The sequence below is a fragment of the Rathayibacter sp. AY1B8 genome (genome assembly GCF_002932775.1).
In the GTDB taxonomy this organism is placed as follows: domain Bacteria; phylum Actinomycetota; class Actinomycetes; order Actinomycetales; family Microbacteriaceae; genus Rathayibacter.
Map to the genome: position 1 here is coordinate 179,994 of NZ_PSWJ01000002.1, position 17,467 is coordinate 197,460.

A 17,467-nucleotide genomic window follows, 5' to 3' on the forward strand; every position below is an offset into this window, starting at 1 on the left:
ACACGAGGTCAGTGCGCCGGACCCGCCGAGACGGCTCGGCGCATCGCCGCGAGCACCTCGTCCTCGCGATCGAGAGGCAGGGCCGGGTCGCCGCCGACGAAGATCCGCACCTGCACGAGTGCCTGGTGGAGCAGCATCCCGAGCCCGGAGACGACCGGGGAGCCGCCCTGCTCCCAGCGCCGGGCGAGAGCGCTCGGCCACGGGGAGTACGCCACGTCGAACAGGGTCGAGCCCGCGACCGCCGCGTCGGGCACGTCGAGGCCGTCAGCCGCCCCGCCGGGGAGCGTCGAGATCACCAGCGGCGCTCCGGTGGACCAGTCGGCGAAGGAGCGGACCGAGATCAGGACGCCGAGCGACTCCGCGAGCGGAGCGAGCTCGACGGCCCTCGACGCCGTCCGCAGGACGAGGTCGACCCGCGCCGCGCCCAGCTCGGCGGCGGCGGCCAGGGCGGAGGCGGCGGTCGCTCCCCCGCCGAGCACCTGGACGCGCTCCGCCGAGACGACGCCCGCCTCGGCGAGGGCGCGCACGATGCCCGCGACGTCGGTGTTGAACCCGCGGAGGCGGGGTGCCGGGCCGGAGCGGTCGACCAGCACGGTGTTGACCGCGCCGGTGGCCCGGGCGACCGCGTCCTCCTCCGCCAGCAGCGGGCGCACCGCGTGCTTGAGCGGCATGGTCAGCGACAGGCCGTGCCAGGGCTCACCGGACACGACCTCGGAGAGGGTCGCCTCCGTCGTCTCGACGGCGCGGTAGCTCCAGTCGAGTCCGAGCACCCGGTACGCGGCCGCGTGCAGCGCGGGCGACTTCGAGTGCGCGATCGGCGCGCCGAGGACCGCGAGGCGGTACCCGGCGGCCGTCACTGGTACTCCGGGTGGTCCCGCATCCAGGCCTGCCACTGGTCGACGGCCGCGTTGTGCTCGGCGTCGGTGGTGGAGTAGACCGTCTCGCCCGTCTCGAGGTTCACCGTGACGAAGTACATCCAGGTGCCGTCCGCGGGGTGCATGACCGCGTCGATCGCCACGTCGCCCGGGTTCGAGATCGGCGCGGGCGGCAGGCCGTCGCGCTGGTAGGTGTTGTAGACGTTGCCGGCGTCGTTCCGCTCGGCGTCCGTGGTCGAGACGCGGTCGGTCGCGCCGGTGCCGTACGCCACGGTCGCGTCCGACTGCAGGCGCCACCCCTGGTCGAGGCGGTTCTGGAACACGCGCGCGACCTTCGGGAAGTCCTCGGCGACGCGGGCCTCGCGCTGCACGAGGGACGCGAACACCACGACGCGGTAGCGGTCGTCCACCGGCACGCCGGCCTGGTCGAGCGACTGGTACATCCGGTCGACCAGGGTCTTCAGGATGTCGTGCGCCGGTGTCGACGGGTCGATGTCGTACGTCGCGGGGAACAGGAACCCCTCGAGGCTCGTCGCCCCGGCCGGGAGCCCGAACGAGCCCCAGTCGGCGGCGGCCGCCTCGAGATCCGTCAGCGCGACCCCGGTACCGTCCGCGATGAGCGGCAGCGCCTCCTTGAGCGCCGTCCCCTCGGGGATGACGAAGGTGTTCGCGAGGCGCGTCGACTCGGAGTCGAGCAGCGCCGACAGTGCGGCCTTGGCGCTCATCTCGGCCTTGAGCGAGTACGCACCGGGCTGGAAGACGGGCTCCGGGCTCTGGGCGAGGAGCAGGTCGTAGAAGGGGTCGTACGACTTGATGACCCCGTCCGAGACGAGGTTGTTGGCGATGTCGCTGCCGCCGTCGCCCTGGTGGATCGTGAACAGCACCTCGCTCGAGCCGGTGCCGGTGAAGTCGGTCGGCTCGGGCTCGGCGAACAGGCCGCGCACGGGCTCGAGGAAGATCGTCACCGCGATGGCGACGAGCGCGGCGAAGACGCCGAAGGCCAGAAGCCCGCCGATGAGCCCGCGGCGGCTGCGGCGCTTCTTCGCGCCACCCGTCGCGCGAGCCGCGCGGCGACGCTTCGGGCGCGCGTCCGGGTCGAACGCGGCCGCGTCGTCGCGGCCGCGGGGCTCGGGCACGTCGGGCCCGGTGAAGAGGCGGCCCAGAGGATCGTGCGCCTCAGTCGGCGCGGGCTGCTGCTCCGGAGTCGGGTCGGGCGGAGTCGGCTGCGCCTGCTCGGCGGCGCGGGCGTCGCGGCGGCTCGGGGGGACGTCGGTCACGAGGAGGTCCTTCGTTCGGTTCGAGCAGGACCCCGGCCGGGGTGCCGGCCGAGCGCTCGGAATCGATGGCGTGCTGCAGGATCACCACGGCGGCGACCTGGTCGATCACGGCTCGGGAGCCGCGGGTGGTGCGTCCGGAGCGGTGCAGGGCGCTCTGAGCGGTGACCGTCGACAGCCGCTCGTCGACGAGCCGCACCGGAGCGGTGGGCACCGCCTCGGCGAGCAGTCGAGCGAATCCGCGCGCGTCCTCCGTCGAGGCCGTCTCGGCCCCCGACAGCGACAACGGCAGTCCGACGATGATCGCCTGGGCATCGTACTCGGCGGCGAGGTGCGCGATTCGGGAGACGTCCGAGGATCCGCCGTCAGTGCCCGCCCTCGCGACCGTCTCGACGGGCACCGCGAGCAGGCCGTCGGCGTCGCAGCGGGCGACCCCGATGCGGGCACGGCCCACATCGATGCCGAGCCGGACGCCGAACCGGCTCATTCAGCTGGTCGCTTCCTGCACCACGGCCTCGAGCGCCGCGCCGATGGCGGAGACGTCGGAGCCGCCGCCCTGGGCGAGGTCGTCCTTGCCGCCTCCGCCGCCACCGAGGATCCCGGCGGCGCGCTTGGCGAGCGCACCCGCGCGGCGGCCCTGGTCGCGGGCGGCCTGGTTGGTGGCGACGATCACCGCGGGCTTGCCCGAGACGTCGGCGGCGAGCGCGACGACGGCCGGCTCCTGGCCGAGCCGCTCGCGGACGGAGGTCACGAGGGAGCGCAGCTCGTCGGTCGATCCCGCGGTGCCGATGCTCTCGGCGACGACGGTCGTGCCGCCCACCGTGCGACGGGTCGCGGCGAGGGCGGGCACCCGGTCGGCGAGGGCCTTGGCCTCGAACGCGGCGATCCGCTTCTCGGCGGCCTTGAGGCTCGCGACGAGCTCGCCGATCCGCTCGGGGAGCTGCTCGCGCGGGGTCTTCAGCGAGGACGAGATCGTGCTGACGAGGGCGCGCTCGGCGGCGAGCTCCTGGAAGGCCTCGCGGCCCACGAGCGACTCGACGCGGCGGTTGGTCGATCCGACCGAGGACTCGCTGACCAGGCTGATCACGCCGACCTCGGACGAGCGCCCGACGTGGGTGCCCGCGCAGAGCTCGCGCGACCAGGGCCCGCCGATGTCGACCACGCGGACGACGTCGCCGTACTTCTCGCCGAAGAGGGCCATCGCGCCGAGCGCCTTCGCCTCGTCGATCGGGAGCTCGCGCGTGACGACCTCGAGGTTGTCACGGATCGCCGTGTTGGCGATCTCCTCGATCTCGCTGCGGGTCTCGAGCGAGAGGGCCTGGTTCCACGAGAAGTCCAGGCGCAGGTAGCCCGCCTTGTTGTAGGAGCCGGACTGGTGCGCCTGCGGACCGAGCACCTGGCGCAGCGCGGCGTGGATGAGGTGCGTGCCCGAGTGCGCCTGCGTGGCGCCCCGGCGCCAGTCGCGGTCGACGACGGAGGTGGCGGCGTCGCCCACTCCGACCTCGCCGCTGGCGACCTGGACCTTGTGGCTGATGAGCCCCTTGACGGGCTTCTGCACGTCGAGGACCTCGAGATCGAAGCCGGAGCCGACGATGCGGCCGGCGTCGGCCTCCTGGCCGCCCGACTCCGCGTAGAGGCTGGTCGCCTCGAGGATCACCTCGGCGATGTCGCCCGCGACCGCCTTCGTGACGGAGTGCCCGCCGACGATGAGGCCGAGGATGCGCGTCTCGGTGTCGAGCACGTCGTAGCCGGTGAACAGCGTCTCGCCGTGGGCGCGGAAGTCGGCGTAGACCGAGAGATCGGCCAGCGCCGACTTCTTCGACTTCGCGTCGGCCTTCGCACGCGTGCGCTGCGCGGTCATGAGGGAATCGAACGCCTCGCGGTCGACCGTCAGACCCGACTCCTCGGCGATCTCGAGGGTGAGGTCGATCGGGAACCCGAAGGTGTCGTGCAGGAGGAACGCGGTGTCGCCCGGCAGCGTCGGCGACTCGGCCTTCTTCGTCTTCAGGACCGCGAGGTCGAGGATCTCGGTGCCGGCCGCGAGGGTGCGCAGGAACGCCTCCTCCTCGCCGTAGGCGCTGGTCGAGAGGCGCTCGAACTCCGTGGACACCTCGGGGTAGGCCGACGCCATCGCGTCGCGCGAGGCGGCGAAGAGCTCGGGGAACGTCGCGGTGTCCACTCCGAGCAGGCGCATGGCGCGCACCGTGCGGCGCATCAGGCGGCGGAGGATGTAGCCGCGCCCCTCGTTCGACGGCGTCACGCCGTCCGACAGCAGCATCAGCGAGGAGCGCACGTGGTCGGCGATGACGCGCATGCGGACGTCGTCCTCGTGGACGGCTCCGTAGCGGCGGCCCGAGAGCTCGGCGGCGCGATCGAGGACCGGACGGACCTGGTCGATCTCGTACATGTTCTCGACGCCCTGCTTGAGGAAGGCGACGCGCTCGAGGCCCATGCCGGTGTCGATGTTCTTGCGCGGCAGCTCGCCGAGGATGTCGAAGTCGACCTTGCTCGTGCCCTCGCCGCGGAGGTACTGCATGAAGACGAGGTTCCAGATCTCCACGTAGCGGTCGTCGTCCGTCGCCGGGCCGCCGTCGATCCCGTAGGCGGGGCCGCGGTCGAAGAAGATCTCGGAGCAGGGGCCGGCGGGGCCGGGCTGGCCGGTCGACCAGTAGTTGGTGTCCTTGTCCAGGCGCTGGATGCGCTCGTCCGGCAGTCCCGCGATCGTCTTCCAGAGCGCGATCGCCTCGTCGTCGTCCTTGTAGACGGTGACCCAGAGGTCCTTCTCGTCGAAGCCCAGTCCCCCGTCGCTCTCGGCGCCGGTGAGCAGCTCCCAGGCGTAGCCGATCGCCCCCTCCTTGAAGTAGTCGCCGAAGGAGAAGTTGCCGTTCATCTGGAAGAAGGTGCCGTGACGAGGCGTCTTGCCGACCTCCTCGATGTCGTTGGTGCGGATGCACTTCTGCACGCTGGTGGCACGCGGGTAGGGCGCGGGGACCACTCCGGTGAGGTAGGGCACGAACGGCACCATGCCGGCGACGGTGAAGAGGAGGCTCGGGTCCTCGCTCACGAGGGAGGCGGAGGGGACCACGGTGTGGCCGCGGCTCCCGAAGAAGTCGAGCCAGCGGTTGCGGATGTCTGCGGTCTGCATGGGTTCCGTTACGGTTCGGTCGGTGACGACGCGGATGTCGGGCGGCGGGGCGTCAGCCCTCGCCGATGGCGGCCTTCAGTTCGGCCTCGCGCTGGTGGTAGCCCTCGGAGACGGCCTCGCCGAGCTCCTTCGCGGTGCGGTTGATATCGGCGAAGAGCCGGGCGCCCGCCTCGGTGCGCGAGACCTGGTGGGCGACCGCGAATCCGAGGCCGATCCCGATGACGATCAGGAGGATGTTCTTCACGGGGTGTCCTTCCACAGCGGCGGGGCGGGCGCGACGGCGCGACGACCCGTTCGATTCTAGGGCGCGGGCGCGGCGCTACTTCGAGCGCGGGCGCTTCGTGCGCTTCGCGGCGGAGCGGCCGACCGCGGCTCCGGCCTTGTCGGCCGTCCGTCCGGCGACCAGCACGGCGCGGACTCCGGCGGTGAAGCCGGCGAGTTTGATGAGCGGACCGCCGACGGTCGCGGCCGTGAGAGCGACGAGCGCGTTGACGTTGCCGGTGACCTCGGCGACGTCCTTGGTGATCGTGTCCACCCGCGCGAGCTGGTGGTTGGCCTCGCGGAGGGTGGAGGCCGACTCGTCGAGGATCGGCGTCAGGCCGTCGCTGGCCTGCTTGATGGCCTCGCTCGTGCTGTCGAAGACGCGCCCGAGCTTCCAGAGCGGGACGGCGGTGATCGCCACCAGGATCGCGAACACCCCCGCGGCGATGAGCCCTGCGATGTCTCCACCGGTCACGGTGACCTCCGTTCGATGCCGCCCAGCGCGGCACTCCAGCCTACCGACGGGCCGCGAGAGGGTCGGACGCGGGGACGGGCGCTCGGCTCGGGCGCGACGGCCGGATCGGGCGCAGCGCGGGACTCTCGGAGCGCGGCGGGCACTCCGGATCGCGACCCCGGGAACGGGAAAGGCCCCGGTGCGGACACCGGGGCCTTTCTCTGCGGGGCTGGACTCAGCGGGCCGCGTAGTACTCGACGACGAGCTGCACTTCGCAGGTCACGGGGACCTCGGCGCGCTTCGGGCGGCGCAGGAGCGTCGCCTGCAGCTTGTCGATCTCGACCTCGAGGTAGCCCGGGGTCTTGGGGAGGACGTCGACGTGTCCACCGGCGGCGGCGACCTGGAAGGGCTCGGTGCCCTCGGAGCGGGTCTTGACGTGGATGACCTGGCCCGGCTTCACGCGGAAGGAGGGGCGGTCGACCGTCTTGCCGTCCACCATGATGTGGCGGTGGGTGACGAACTGGCGGGCCTGCGCGGTGGTACGGGCGAAGCCCGAGCGCAGGACGAGGGCGTCGAGGCGCATCTCGAGGAGCTCGACCAGGTTCTCACCGGTCAGGCCCTGGGTGCGGCGCGCCTCCTGGAAGGCGATGCGGAGCTGCTTCTCGCGGATGCCGTACTGGGCGCGCAGACGCTGCTTCTCACGCAGGCGGACCGCATAGTCGGAGTCGGCCTTGCGCTTCGAGCGGCCGTGCTCGCCAGGAGCGTAGGGACGCTTCTCGAGGTAGCGGGCGGCCTTCGGGGTCAGGGGGATGCCGAGGGCGCGCGAGAGGCGCGTCTTCGAGCGGGTACGGGACGTGGTCGACACAGTGGTCCTTCCAAGGTCTGAGAGGTTCGGTCGCAGCTCTCGACCGCCGGCTCCGGGAGGAGGGCGGACGCCGCGGTCGTGTCCTCCGCGGGTGCGGGGGAAGTGTGACCGCAGTGGCGGGCTGCGCGATTCAGAGGGATGCGCTGCTCCGCTCGGCTACAGAGCGGTGGGCAACCTCGCAAGACTATCAGGCCACGGCCTCCCGTGCGGGTCGCGCGAGCTCGCGGTCGGCGGGGTCAGCCCCGGTCGCCGCGGATGATGCGCAGGAGCTTCGCCAGTCGTGCGGAGACGTCGCGCTCGTTGCCGTGCTCGGTGGGCCGGTAGTACCGCGCGCCCTGGAGCGGGTCCGGGAGGTACTGCTGCTCGAGGACGCCGAGGTCGGCGTCGTGCGGGTACCGGTAGCCCTTCCCGTGGCCGAGCTTCTTGGCGCCGGGGTAGTGCGCGTCGCGCAGGTGCGCCGGCACCCGACCCGCGCGGCCCGCGCGCACGTCCGCGATGGCCGCGTCGATGGCGGAGTAGGACGCGTTCGACTTCGGGGCGGTCGCCAGGTGCACGACCGCCTGGGCGAGCGGGATGCGCCCCTCCGGCATGCCGATGAACTGCACGGCGTCGGCCGCGGCGATCGCGACGACGAGCGCCTGCGGGTCGGCCATGCCGATGTCCTCGGACGCGGAGACGATGATGCGGCGGGCGATGAACCGCGGATCCTCCCCCGCCTCGATCATCCGGGCCAGGTAGTGCAGCGCCGCGTCCACGTCCGAGCCCCGGATGGACTTGATGAAGGCGCTGATGACGTCGTAGTGCTCGTCGCCGTTGCGGTCGTAGCGCAGCAGGGCGCGGTCGACGGCGCGCGCGACGACCTCGGTCGTGATCACGGGGAGCGCGGGCTCCTCGGCGGCGGCCTCGACGGGAGCGCCCTCGTCGTCCTCGTCCTCCTCGTCCGGGTCCTCCGCGGCGGCGGCGCGGGCGACCCGGTCGGCCTCGCGGGCCTCCGAGCGGGCGGAGGTGGCGGCGGCCTCGAGCGCGGTCAGCGCCCGCCGGGCGTCTCCGGAGGCGAGCCGCACGATGCTCGCCCGGGCCTCCTCCTCCAGCGTCACCGAGTCGCGCAGACCCCGCTCGTCGTGCAGGGCGCGGTCGACCAGGACGCCCAGGTCGTCGTCGCTGAGCGGCTCGAGGGTCAGCAGGAGCGAGCGCGAGAGCAGCGGCGCGATCACCGAGAACGAGGGGTTCTCGGTCGTGGCCGCGATGAGGATGACCCACCCGTTCTCGACCCCGGGCAGCAGTGCGTCCTGCTGCGCCTTGGTGAAGCGGTGGATCTCGTCGAGGAAGAGCACGGTGGACGTGCCGTAGAGGTCGCGGGTGGAGAGCGCCTCCTCCATCACCTGCCGCACGTCCTTCACGCCCGCCGTGACGGCGGAGAGCTCGACGAAGCGGCGGCCGCTGGAGTGGGCCACCGCCTGCGCGAGCGTGGTCTTGCCCGTGCCGGGAGGGCCCCAGAGGATCACGGACACCGCTCCCCGCTCCCCCGTCGTGTCGGCGGCGAGGGCGACCAGGGGCGAGCCGGGCGTCAGGAGGTGGCGCTGGCCGGCGACCTCCTCGAGGCTGCGCGGCCGCATCCGCACGGCGAGCGGAGTCGCCCCGGAGCGGAGTCCGGCCTGCTGCATGGTCATGCCCCCAGCGTAACGACGGCCTCCGACAGAGCCCCGGCCCGACTGCCCGGCGCGACGGAGCGGCGTTTGTCGCGCCTCCGGCGGTTCTCGTAGGCTCGACGCGGCCTGCGTGCGCGGGCCGCCGCGCCGAAGCCGCGCGGACGAGGACGTCGGAGGATCACGTGGCCCAGGGCAAGTCGAACGACCGCGAGGCGCGCACCCGGCTCCGGGCCTACCAGGCCCGTCAGAGCCTCCACCGCTCGAGGCAGAAGCGGCGCGTGCGCGACAACGTGATCGCGGCGATCGCCGCCGTCGTCGTGATCGGGCTCGCGGTCGTCGCCCAGATCCTCTACTTCTCCGGCGGCCCCGGCACCCCGGTCGCCGAGCCGACCTCCTCCTCCTCCGCGACCCCGACGCCCGAGGCGACGGGGTCGAACACCGGCGACGTCCCCTCCTCCGACATCGCCGAGGGCCGCGACTGGACGGGCACGCTCACGATCGGCGAGGACCCGCTGGGCATCACGCTCGCCGGCGCCGCCGCCCCGCAGGCGGTGTCCTCCTTCATCTCGCTGACGCAGTCCGGCTTCTACGACGGCGTCTCCTGCCACCGCCTCACCACGGAGGGCCTCTACGTCCTCCAGTGCGGCGACCCGGACGGCGACGGCACCGGCGGACCGGGCTACAGCTACGGCCCCGTCGAGAACGCGCCCGAGGACGGCGTCTACCCGGCCGGGACCATCGCGATGGCCCGCCAGGGCGGCAACGGCTACAGCCAGGGCAGCCAGTTCTTCGTCGTCTACCAGGACACGACCCTGCCCGCCGACGCGGCCGGCGGGTACACCGTGCTCGGGCAGGTCACCTCGGGACTGGACGCGCTCGTCAGCGACGTCGTGTCGAAGGGCACGGCCGACGGATCGGGTGACGGCGCCCCCGCCGAGCCCGTGACCATCACCTCCGTCTCCGTCGAGTAGCCGCACCCGCGGCGTCGTCACGGTCCGCCCGCGCGGGGAGTGCAATAGGCTTGTCGTCACTGCCCGTTCGCGGCCGAGCGCGGTCTTCGGCCCTCCGGCCGTCGAGCCCCACCGGCCGACGACGCGACGGGCACCGAGAAGCACGACATCGAACAGCAAGGTGAGGCTCCGAGCGATGAGTGACCAGCAGCCGTGGGGACGGGTCGGCGACGACGGGACGGTCTACGTCCGCGTCGGCGACGGGGAGCGAGAGGTCGGCCAGTACCCCGATGCGACTCCCGAGGAGGCGCTCGCCTACTACGAGCGCAAGTACACGGAGCTCGCCGGGCAGGTCTCCCTGCTCGAGCAGCGCGCCAAGCGGGGCGCACCCGCCGGAGACGTCGCCCGCACGGTGCAGTCGCTGTCCGCGGCCATCGCGCAGGCGAACGCGGTCGGCGACCTCGAGTCGCTGCAGACCCGGGTCGACGCGCTGAGCGGCTCCGTCGAGGATCTGACCGAGCAGCAGGCGGCCGAGTCGAAGGCCGCGCTGTCCGAGGCCCTCGCCTACCGCGAGGCCATCGTCGCTGAGGCCGAGGCCCTGGCGGCTGTCGACCCGGCGAAGACGCAGTGGAAGCAGGCCAGCGCCGCGATCGACGACCTCTTCGCCCGCTGGCAGAACCACCAGCAGCAGGGCCCGCGCCTGCCCAAGAACGACGCGAACGAGCTGTGGCGCCGGTTCCGCGGTGCGCGCACCACGATCGAGCAGAACCGCAAGGCGTTCTTCGCCGACCTCGACTCCGCGCACCGCGAGGCCAAGCAGGCCAAGCAGGCGCTCATCGACCAGGCCGAGGCGCTGGTGCCCCAGGGCGCCGACGCCATCCCGGACTACCGCGCGCTCCTCGAGCGCTGGCGGGTCGCCGGCCGTGCAGGCAAGCGGTTCGACGACGCGCTCTGGGCGCGCTTCAAGGCCGCCGGCGACGCGATCTACGGCGCCAAGGCCGAGATCGTCGCGCAGGAGAGCGTCGAGTACACCGAGAACCTCGACCTCAAGCTCGCCCTCCTCGAGGAGGCGGAGCCGCTCCTGCAGGAGCAGGACCGCGAGAAGGCCAAGCGGGTGCTGCTCTCGATCCAGGAGCGCTGGGACGCCGTCGGCCGCGTGCCGCGCGAGCAGGTGCGCACCGTCGAGGACCGCCTCCGCAAGGTCGAGGCGCACGTCCGCAAGCTCGACGAGGAGCACTGGAACCGCAGCAACCCGGAGCGCAAGGCCCGCTCCGAGGGTCTCGCCTCGCAGCTGACCGCCGCGATCCAGAAGCTCCAGGACGAGCTCGACGAGGCGAAGGCGCGCGGCGACCGCGACGCGATCGCCCAGGCTCAGGAGGCGCTCGACGCCCGCAAGGTCTGGCTCGACGCGATCGGCTAGACCCGCTCCGGCGGATCCCTCCACAGATCCGCTCGCGACGCTCCGGAGGGGAGGCGCATCGGCCAGCATGGCCGGATGCGCCTCCCCTCCGTGCTCCTCCCTGGGCACCTTCCTCTCGCGGAGCTGTGCGCCGCCCGCCTCGACGGCGAGCTGGTCGCGCTCGACGAGGGCTTCCTCGTCGCGGACCTGCCCCTGGGGGCGTCCGAGCGGGCCGCCTCCCTGCGCTCGCTGCTCCCCCGCGGCGCCGTCGCCGATCGTCTCTCCGCCGCGTGGGTGCACGGAGCGACGAACCGTCCGCCGCCGGTGCACAGCGCCTCGATCGACCGGCGGAAGCGCCGGCAGGCGCCGTCGAACCCCCGCCTGCGGTGCCACGAGGTCCTGCTCGACGAGGACGACGTCGTCCTCCTCGGCGGCGCGCCGGTCACGTCGCCTGCTCGCACGCTGATCGACCTCGCCCGGACGGAGGACGCGGGCCGGATCCTCCGGGCGCTCTCTCGGAGCACCCGGACCGGCCTCGACGCCGTCCTCGCGAGGCTGGAGGAGGGCAGCGCCGTCGCCGGACGGAGGATCGTCGGACGACGGCTGCGGGCGGCGCTCGGCGAGGCGCCGCCCGGGGATCAGCCCGCGTTCACCCGGTAGACGTCGTAGACGGCGTCGATCCGGCGCACGGCGTTCAGCACGCGGTCCAGGTGGGTGGTGTCGCCCATCTCGAAGACGAACCGGCTGATCGCCAGCCGGTCGCTCGAGGTCGAGACCGTCGCCGAGAGGATGTTGACGTGGTGCTCCGAGAGCACGCGCGTCACGTCGCTCAGCAGGCCCGAGCGGTCCAGCGCTTCGACCTGGATCTGCACGAGGAAGATGCTCTTGGAGGACGGCGCCCACTCGACGTCGACGATCCGCTCCGGTTCCTTCAGCAGCTCCTGCACGTTGTGGCAGTTCGCCTGGTGCACGGAGACGCCGGCTCCCCGCGTCACGAATCCGACGATCTGATCGCCCGGAACCGGAGTGCAGCACTTCGCGAGCTTCACGAGGATGTCCGGCGCGCCCTTCACGAGGACGCCCGACTCGCTGCTCCGGCTCCGCGGCCGGGGCGAGCGCGGGAGGGTGACCTCGTTCTCGTCCGACTCCGGATCGCCCTGGATGGAGGAGACGACCTTCTCGAGCACCGACTGGGTCGAGACGTGGCCCTCGCCGACGGCCGCGTAGAGCGCCTCGACGTCGTTGTAGCGCAGCTGGCTGGCCACCTCGGTGAAGGTGTCCTGGCTCATCAGCTTCTGCAGCGGCAGGTTCTGCTTCCGCATCGCCCGGGCGATGGAGTCCTTGCCCTGCTCGATCGCCTCGTCGCGCCGCTCCTTGGTGAACCACTGCCGGATCTTGTTGCGGGCCCGCGGGCTCTGCACGAAGTGGAGCCAGTCCTGGCTCGGTCCCGAGTCGGGGTTCTTCGAGGTGAAGACCTCGACCACGTCGCCCGTCGTCAGAGCCGACTCCAGCGGCACGAGGCGCCCGTTGACCTTGGCGCCCATCGTCCGGTGCCCGACCTCGGTGTGCACCGCGTAGGCGAAGTCGACCGGGGTCGCGCCGGTCGGCAGGCCGATCACGCGTCCCTTCGGCGTGAAGACGTAGACCTCCTTGGCGCCGATCTCGAAGCGGAGGGAGTCGAGGAACTCGTTCGGGTCGGTGGTCTCCGACTGCCAGTCCGAGAGGTGCGCGAGCCAGGCGAGGTCGGTGTCGTTCGATCCGGAGGTGGGCACCTTGCCGGTGGCCATCTGCTCCTTGTACTTCCAGTGCGCCGCGATGCCGAACTCCGCGTGCTGGTGCATCTCGTTGGTGCGGATCTGGATCTCGACCGCGCGGCCCTTCGGCCCGACGACCGTCGTGTGCAGCGACTGGTAGAGGTTGAACTTCGGAGTGGCGATGTAGTCCTTGAACCGGCCCGGCATCGGCGTCCAGCGGGCGTGGATCGAGCCGAGCACGGCGTAGCAGTCGCGCACCGAGTTCACGAGGACGCGGATGCCGACCAGGTCGTAGATCTCGTCGAACTCGCGACCGCGGACGACCATCTTCTGGTAGATCGAGTAGTACTGCTTCGGCCGGCCGACGACGCGACCGCGGATCCGCCCGGCCCGCAGGTCCTCGCTGATCAGGTCGATGACGTTCTGCACGAACTCCTCGCGTTGCGGCGTCCGCCGCTTCACCAGGCTCTCGATCTCGTTGTAGATCTTGGGGTAGAGCACCGCGAAGGACAGGTCCTCGAGCTCCCACTTGATCGCCTGGATGCCGAGGCGGTGCGCCAGCGGCGCGTAGATCTCGAGAGTCTCGGTGGCCTTGCGGGCGGCGGATTCGGCGGGGACGAAGCCCCAGGTCCGCGCGTTGTGGAGGCGGTCGGCGAGCTTGATGATCAGGACGCGGATGTCCTTCGACATCGCCACGATCATCTTGCGGACGGTCTCGGCCTGCGCGCTGTCGCCGTACTTGACCTTGTCGAGCTTGGTGACGCCGTCGACGAGCATCGCGACCTCGTCGCCGAAGTCCGCGCGGAGCTCGTCGAGCTGGTAATCGGTGTCCTCGACGGTGTCGTGCAGCAGCGCGGCGGCGATCGTCTTCGAGCCGATGCCGAGGTCGGCGAGGATCTGCGCGACGGCCAGCGGATGAGTGATGTAGGGCTCGCCGCTGCGGCGCTTCTGGTTCGCGTGCGCCCGCTCCGCGACCGAGTACGCGCGCTCGATCAGCGCGATGTCGCTCTTCGGATGGTGCATCCGGACGGTGCGGACGAGGGTGTCGACAGCACCGGAGGGCTGCGCGCGCGAGAAGATCCGCGGGACCAGTCTGCGCAGGGCAGCGGTCGAGGACGTCGTCGTCGTTTCCGTCACGCGAGGATCTCCATCGCCCCATTATCGCCCGTGCGGACGGTGCCGATGACCGTTCCGCCCGGGGCGGACGGCGCCGGCGTCAGCCGATGCGTCCGGGGCGCCCCTCGCCGTCGACCACGTCGCCGCCCGCCGCGGCCCAGGCGGTCATGCCGGCGTCGACGTTGGCGACCTCGTATCCGGCGCCCTCGAGGGCCTGCGTCACCATCGCGGAGCGGACTCCGGAGTGGCAGACCACCAGGATCGCCGTGTCGGCCGGGAGCTCGTCCTGCCGGGCGCCGATCTCCCCCATCGGGATGTGATGGGCGGCCGGAGCGTGCCCCGCCGCCCACTCGTGCGGCTCCCGGACGTCGAGCAGCCAGACCTCGTCGCGCGCGACGAGTCCGACGGCGTCGCCCGCGGTGACCTGTGCGTAGTCGGCCACGGCTCAGCCCTGCACGGCCGGCGCGGCCGGAGCGGTCGCCTTCGCCCGGGCCGACTCCACGCGCTTGTCGTGCTTGGAGATCTCGGGCTCCCGGCTGCGCAGCTGGGCGTACAGCGGCGCCGCGACGAAGATCGTCGAGTACGTGCCGACGATGATGCCGATCAGCAGGGCGAGCGAGATGTCGCGGAGCGTGCCCGCGCCGAGGACGAACGCACCGATCACGAGGATCGCGGCCACCGGGAGGGCGGCGACGATCGAGGTGTTGATGGAGCGCACGAGAGTCTGGTTCTCGGCCAGGTTCACCGTCTCGGAGAAGGTGCGGGTCGTGCTGCCGAGCGCCTCCACGGTGTTCTCGCGGATCTTGTCGAAGACCACGACCGTGTCGTAGAGCGAGTAGCCGAGGATCGTCAGCAGTCCGATCACCGCCGCCGGCGACACCTCGGTGCCGGTGATGCCGTAGACGCCCGCCACGATCACGAGGTCGTGCAGGAGCGCGACGATCGCCGCGAGCGACATCTTCCAGGTGCGGAAGTACGCCCACATGGCCAGGGCCGCGAGGACCACGAAGATCACCAGGCCGCGCAGGGCCTGCTGGGTCACGTCGTTGCCCCACGCCGCTCCGATGAAGGAGGAGGCGACCTGGTCGGTGGGCACGTCGTAGGCCTCCGACAGGGCGTTCCGCACCGCGGTCGACTCGTCTGTCGAGAGCTGGCCGGTCTGCACGCGGATGGAGTCGTCGCCGACGATGGACACTCGCGGCACGGTCTCGGGAGCGACCGAGGTCACCGCATCCGTCGCCGTCGCCTGCTCGAGGCTCGACGGCGAGGACACCGTGAACTGCGAGCCGCCGGTGAACTCGATGCCGAAGTTGAAGCCGCCGCGGGCGACCGTCCCGAGCAGCGTGATCAGGATCAGGGCGAGCGAGACGAGGTACCACGTGCGGCGCCGGCCGACGAAGTCGATCGATCGCGCACCGGTGTAGAGGTCGTTTCCGAACTGCGAGAAGCTGGCCATCACGCGTCCTTCCCGTTCGAGTCGTTGGAGTCGCGCAGGCCGGCCGCCTCGGCGGCCTTCCGCTCGGCGATGGTCTGGCGCTTGGCCGCCTCACGGGACGCGGAGGCGCGCTTGCCGGCGACCACCTGGTCCTGCGGACGGAAGGCGGCTCGGCCGCGGTACACGGCCCCGAGCGCCCGGGGATCCAGGCCCGAGGCCTTGTGCCCCTCGGCGAAGAACGGTCTCGTGGCCATCAGCTGCAGGATCGGGTGGGTGAACAGCGCCACCACGATCAGGTCGATGATCGTCGTGATCCCGAGGGTGAGCGCGAAGCCGCGGACACTGCCGACGGCGAGGAAGAAGAGGACCACCGCGGCGAGCAGGTTCACCATGTCGGACGCGAAGATCGTGCGCAGCGCGCGCCGCCAGCCGGACTCGACGGCGGACTCGAGGCCGCGTCCGTCGCGGAGCTCGTCGCGGATGCGCTCGAAGTACACGATGAACGAGTCGGCCGTGATGCCGATCGCGACGATGAGACCCGCGACTCCTGCGAGCGAGAGGCGCAGTCCCTCCCGCCAGGACAGCAGCGTGACGACGAGGTAGGTGACGATCGCCGCGACGAGCAGCGAGGCGATCGTGACGGCTCCGAGCACGCGGTACTGCGCGATGGAGTAGACGATGACGAGTATCAGGCCGATGAGGCCGGCGAGCAGGCCGCTGGCGAGCTGGGCGGAGCCGAGCGTCGCCGAGATGCTGTCCGAGCTCTGGACCTGGAAGCCGATCGGCAGCGCGCCGTACTTGAGCTGGTCGGCGAGCGTCTTCGACGACTCCTGCGTGAAGGAGCCCGAGATCTGCGCGTTGCCGTCCGTGATGGCGGCGTTCGTCGACGGGGCCGAGATGACCCGGCCGTCGAGGACGATCGCGAACTGGTTCTGCGCACCCTGCAGCGCCACGAGGCGCGAGGTCGTGGCGCCGAAGGCCTGCGTGCCCTGGTCGTCGAACGAGAGGTTGACGGCCCAGGTGCCGGTGCTGGCACCGGAGGAAGTCGTCATCAGGCCGTTCGAGGCGTCCGAGATGTCCTCGCCGGTGATCTCCACCGGGCCGAGGACGTATTTCACCGTCCCGCTGTCGTCGCAGGTGATGAGCGGCTGGTCGGCCGGGGCGAGGTTCGGGTCCTGGCCGTTGAGGTACGCGCAGTCGAACGAGGTGTACTGGGCCTCGAGCGCCGGCGTGAGGTAGGCGAGGTCGCTCGCGTTCGTCGGCGAGGCGGTCGGCTCCGTCGCGAGCGACGGGTCGACGGGTGTCGGCGTGGGCGAGGACGTCGCGTCGCCGCCGACCGAGCTGTTGGTGGCCTGGCTCGCGACGAGGACCGGGCGGAAGTCGAGCTTCGCCGAGGCCTCGATGCGCTGGAGCGTCTCGTCGTCGGGCGTGCCGGGGATCGAGACGACGATGTTGCTCGAGCCCTGGGTCGTGATCTCGGCCTCGGAGACGCCGGACGCGTCGATGCGCTGGCGGATGATCGAGACGGCCTGCGTCAGCTGCTCCGACGAGACGGTGTCGCCGTCGTTCAGCTGCGGCTGCAGGACGATCTGCGTGCCGCCCTCGAGGTCGAGGGCGAGCTTCGGCGTCCAGGAGCCGCCGCCCCAGAGGACGGCCGCCGTATTGAGTCCGACGAGAGCGAGGATCAGGACACCGAGCCAGCTCAGGGAGCGGCGGGCCTTCCGGACGGGGGTTGATGCGGCCACCCAGGGCTCAGCTTTCTCTTCGGTCGACGGTGATCGGCCCGGGGACGCCCGGGTGTGGAGAAGGGCGGGCGGGCGCCGATGCGCCCGGCCCGCCCAGGAGACTACTGCGCGTCGGGGCGGCGGTCGCGCTCGACCGGGTCCACCAGCGGGTCGCGGTGCGCGGAGTCGCGCTCGCCGAACTCGGGCGAGCCGGTCGCGGTCAGCGGGTCGGCCTCGTCCTCGGTCTCGACGACGACGGCGTTCTCGCTCGGGTCGATGAGCCGGGCGATCGCCTGACGGTGGATGGTCAGCAGCGTGCCGGGGGTCGACTCGATGACGATCTTGTTCGCCTCGTCGTCGATCGACACGACGGTGCCGAAGAGGCCGGAGCCGGTCATCAGCTCCACCCCCGGCTGGAGGTTGTTCTTCATGCTCTCCGCGTCGCGCTGGCGCTTCTTGTTGTTGCGGAACATGAAGATGATCATCACGGCGAGCAGCAGGACGAGCAGGATGATCGTCGGATCCATGGGTGGGCCTTCCGGAGTGGATGGGCGATCCGCCGCGCG

15 protein-coding genes and 1 pseudogene are annotated in these 17,467 nt (G+C 71.7%); 3 read left to right on the plus strand and 13 right to left on the minus strand.

The features are described 5' to 3' along the window. Positions 1–8: 8 nt before the first annotated feature. The 8 genes and pseudogenes from C5C63_RS02415 to C5C63_RS02450 all read right to left on the minus strand — a co-directional run bounded on the left by C5C63_RS02415 (position 9) and on the right by C5C63_RS02450 (position 8,544). Positions 9–857, minus strand: a complete 849-nt coding sequence (locus tag C5C63_RS02415; RefSeq protein WP_258065370.1) for a shikimate dehydrogenase — start codon at positions 855–857, stop codon at positions 9–11. After that, entirely contained in the window at positions 854–2,152 is a 1,299-nt protein-coding gene (mltG, locus tag C5C63_RS02420) for an endolytic transglycosylase MltG (RefSeq protein WP_104313171.1), read from the minus strand. Before mltG ends, C5C63_RS02415 begins: the two co-directional genes overlap by 4 nt. Positions 2,153–2,162: 10 nt before the next feature. Beyond that, positions 2,163–2,636: pseudogene (gene ruvX, locus C5C63_RS02425) on the minus strand (Holliday junction resolvase RuvX); the annotation flags it as partial. Further along, positions 2,637–5,294, minus strand: coding sequence for an alanine--tRNA ligase (alaS, locus tag C5C63_RS02430; RefSeq protein ID WP_104296193.1), 2,658 nt, complete (start codon positions 5,292–5,294; stop codon positions 2,637–2,639). A gap of 52 nt (positions 5,295–5,346) precedes the next feature. Beyond that, the gene (locus tag C5C63_RS02435; RefSeq protein WP_104225329.1) at positions 5,347–5,538 is read right to left on the minus strand and encodes a hypothetical protein; all 192 of its coding nucleotides are present in this window, start codon (positions 5,536–5,538) and stop codon (positions 5,347–5,349) included. Positions 5,539–5,613: 75 nt separating this feature from the next. After that, positions 5,614–6,030, minus strand: a complete 417-nt coding sequence (locus C5C63_RS02440) for a DUF948 domain-containing protein (protein ID WP_104224759.1) — start codon at positions 6,028–6,030, stop codon at positions 5,614–5,616. 214 nt (positions 6,031–6,244) lie between these two features. Further along, positions 6,245–6,874, minus strand: coding sequence for a 30S ribosomal protein S4 (gene rpsD / locus C5C63_RS02445; protein ID WP_068210518.1), 630 nt, complete (start codon positions 6,872–6,874; stop codon positions 6,245–6,247). Between the two features lie 236 nt (positions 6,875–7,110). Beyond that, positions 7,111–8,544 carry a replication-associated recombination protein A gene (locus C5C63_RS02450; RefSeq protein ID WP_104225330.1) on the minus strand — a complete coding sequence of 478 codons (1,434 nt, stop codon included), beginning with the start codon at positions 8,542–8,544 and terminating at the stop codon, positions 7,111–7,113. A gap of 161 nt (positions 8,545–8,705) precedes the next feature. Between C5C63_RS02450 and C5C63_RS02455 the strand changes: the two genes are divergently transcribed. The 3 genes from C5C63_RS02455 (at position 8,706) to C5C63_RS02465 (ending at position 11,532) form a co-directional block, all read left to right on the plus strand. Continuing rightward, positions 8,706–9,494 (plus strand): peptidylprolyl isomerase, encoded by a 789-nt coding sequence (locus tag C5C63_RS02455; RefSeq protein ID WP_104325434.1) that lies wholly within the window; start codon positions 8,706–8,708, stop codon positions 9,492–9,494. Positions 9,495–9,669: 175 nt separating this feature from the next. Then, the gene (locus C5C63_RS02460) at positions 9,670–10,893 is read left to right on the plus strand and encodes a DUF349 domain-containing protein (RefSeq protein ID WP_104224762.1); all 1,224 of its coding nucleotides are present in this window, start codon (positions 9,670–9,672) and stop codon (positions 10,891–10,893) included. A 75-nt stretch (positions 10,894–10,968) separates the two neighbouring features. After that, positions 10,969–11,532 carry a type IV toxin-antitoxin system AbiEi family antitoxin gene (locus C5C63_RS02465; protein ID WP_104292658.1) on the plus strand — a complete coding sequence of 188 codons (564 nt, stop codon included), beginning with the start codon at positions 10,969–10,971 and terminating at the stop codon, positions 11,530–11,532. Here C5C63_RS02465 and C5C63_RS02470 read toward each other — a convergent pair. From C5C63_RS02470 to yajC, 5 genes are all read right to left on the minus strand, one after another. After that, the gene (locus C5C63_RS02470) at positions 11,511–13,763 is read right to left on the minus strand and encodes a bifunctional (p)ppGpp synthetase/guanosine-3',5'-bis(diphosphate) 3'-pyrophosphohydrolase (RefSeq protein WP_104225334.1); all 2,253 of its coding nucleotides are present in this window, start codon (positions 13,761–13,763) and stop codon (positions 11,511–11,513) included. The genes C5C63_RS02465 and C5C63_RS02470 overlap by 22 nt on opposite strands. Before the next feature lie 79 nt (positions 13,764–13,842). Beyond that, positions 13,843–14,184, minus strand: a complete 342-nt coding sequence (locus tag C5C63_RS02475) for a rhodanese-like domain-containing protein (protein ID WP_104257329.1) — start codon at positions 14,182–14,184, stop codon at positions 13,843–13,845. A 3-nt stretch (positions 14,185–14,187) separates the two neighbouring features. Next, positions 14,188–15,198, minus strand: coding sequence for a protein translocase subunit SecF (gene secF / locus C5C63_RS02480; protein WP_104233316.1), 1,011 nt, complete (start codon positions 15,196–15,198; stop codon positions 14,188–14,190). Further along, complete coding sequence (secD, locus tag C5C63_RS02485) at positions 15,198–16,922, minus strand: protein translocase subunit SecD (RefSeq protein ID WP_104292657.1); 1,725 nt, start codon at positions 16,920–16,922, stop codon at positions 15,198–15,200. The genes secF and secD overlap by 1 nt, the downstream gene beginning before the upstream one ends. A 101-nt stretch (positions 16,923–17,023) precedes the next feature. Further along, a complete protein-coding gene (gene yajC / locus C5C63_RS02490; protein ID WP_104233318.1) occupies positions 17,024–17,428 on the minus strand; it encodes a preprotein translocase subunit YajC in 405 nt (134 codons plus the stop codon). Between the last annotated feature and the right edge of the window lie 39 nt (positions 17,429–17,467).

Coding starts and splice junctions, on each gene's coding strand:
- alaS (WP_104296193.1), bottom strand. CDS start 5,294: ATGCAGACCGCAGACATCCGCAACCGCTGGCTCGACTTCTTCGGGAGC.
- C5C63_RS02450 (WP_104225330.1), bottom strand. CDS start 8,544: ATGACCATGCAGCAGGCCGGACTCCGCTCCGGGGCGACTCCGCTCGCC.
- C5C63_RS02460 (WP_104224762.1), top strand. CDS start 9,670: ATGAGTGACCAGCAGCCGTGGGGACGGGTCGGCGACGACGGGACGGTC.
- C5C63_RS02465 (WP_104292658.1), top strand. CDS start 10,969: ATGCGCCTCCCCTCCGTGCTCCTCCCTGGGCACCTTCCTCTCGCGGAG.
- secF (WP_104233316.1), bottom strand. CDS start 15,198: ATGGCCAGCTTCTCGCAGTTCGGAAACGACCTCTACACCGGTGCGCGA.
- yajC (WP_104233318.1), bottom strand. CDS start 17,428: ATGGATCCGACGATCATCCTGCTCGTCCTGCTGCTCGCCGTGATGATC.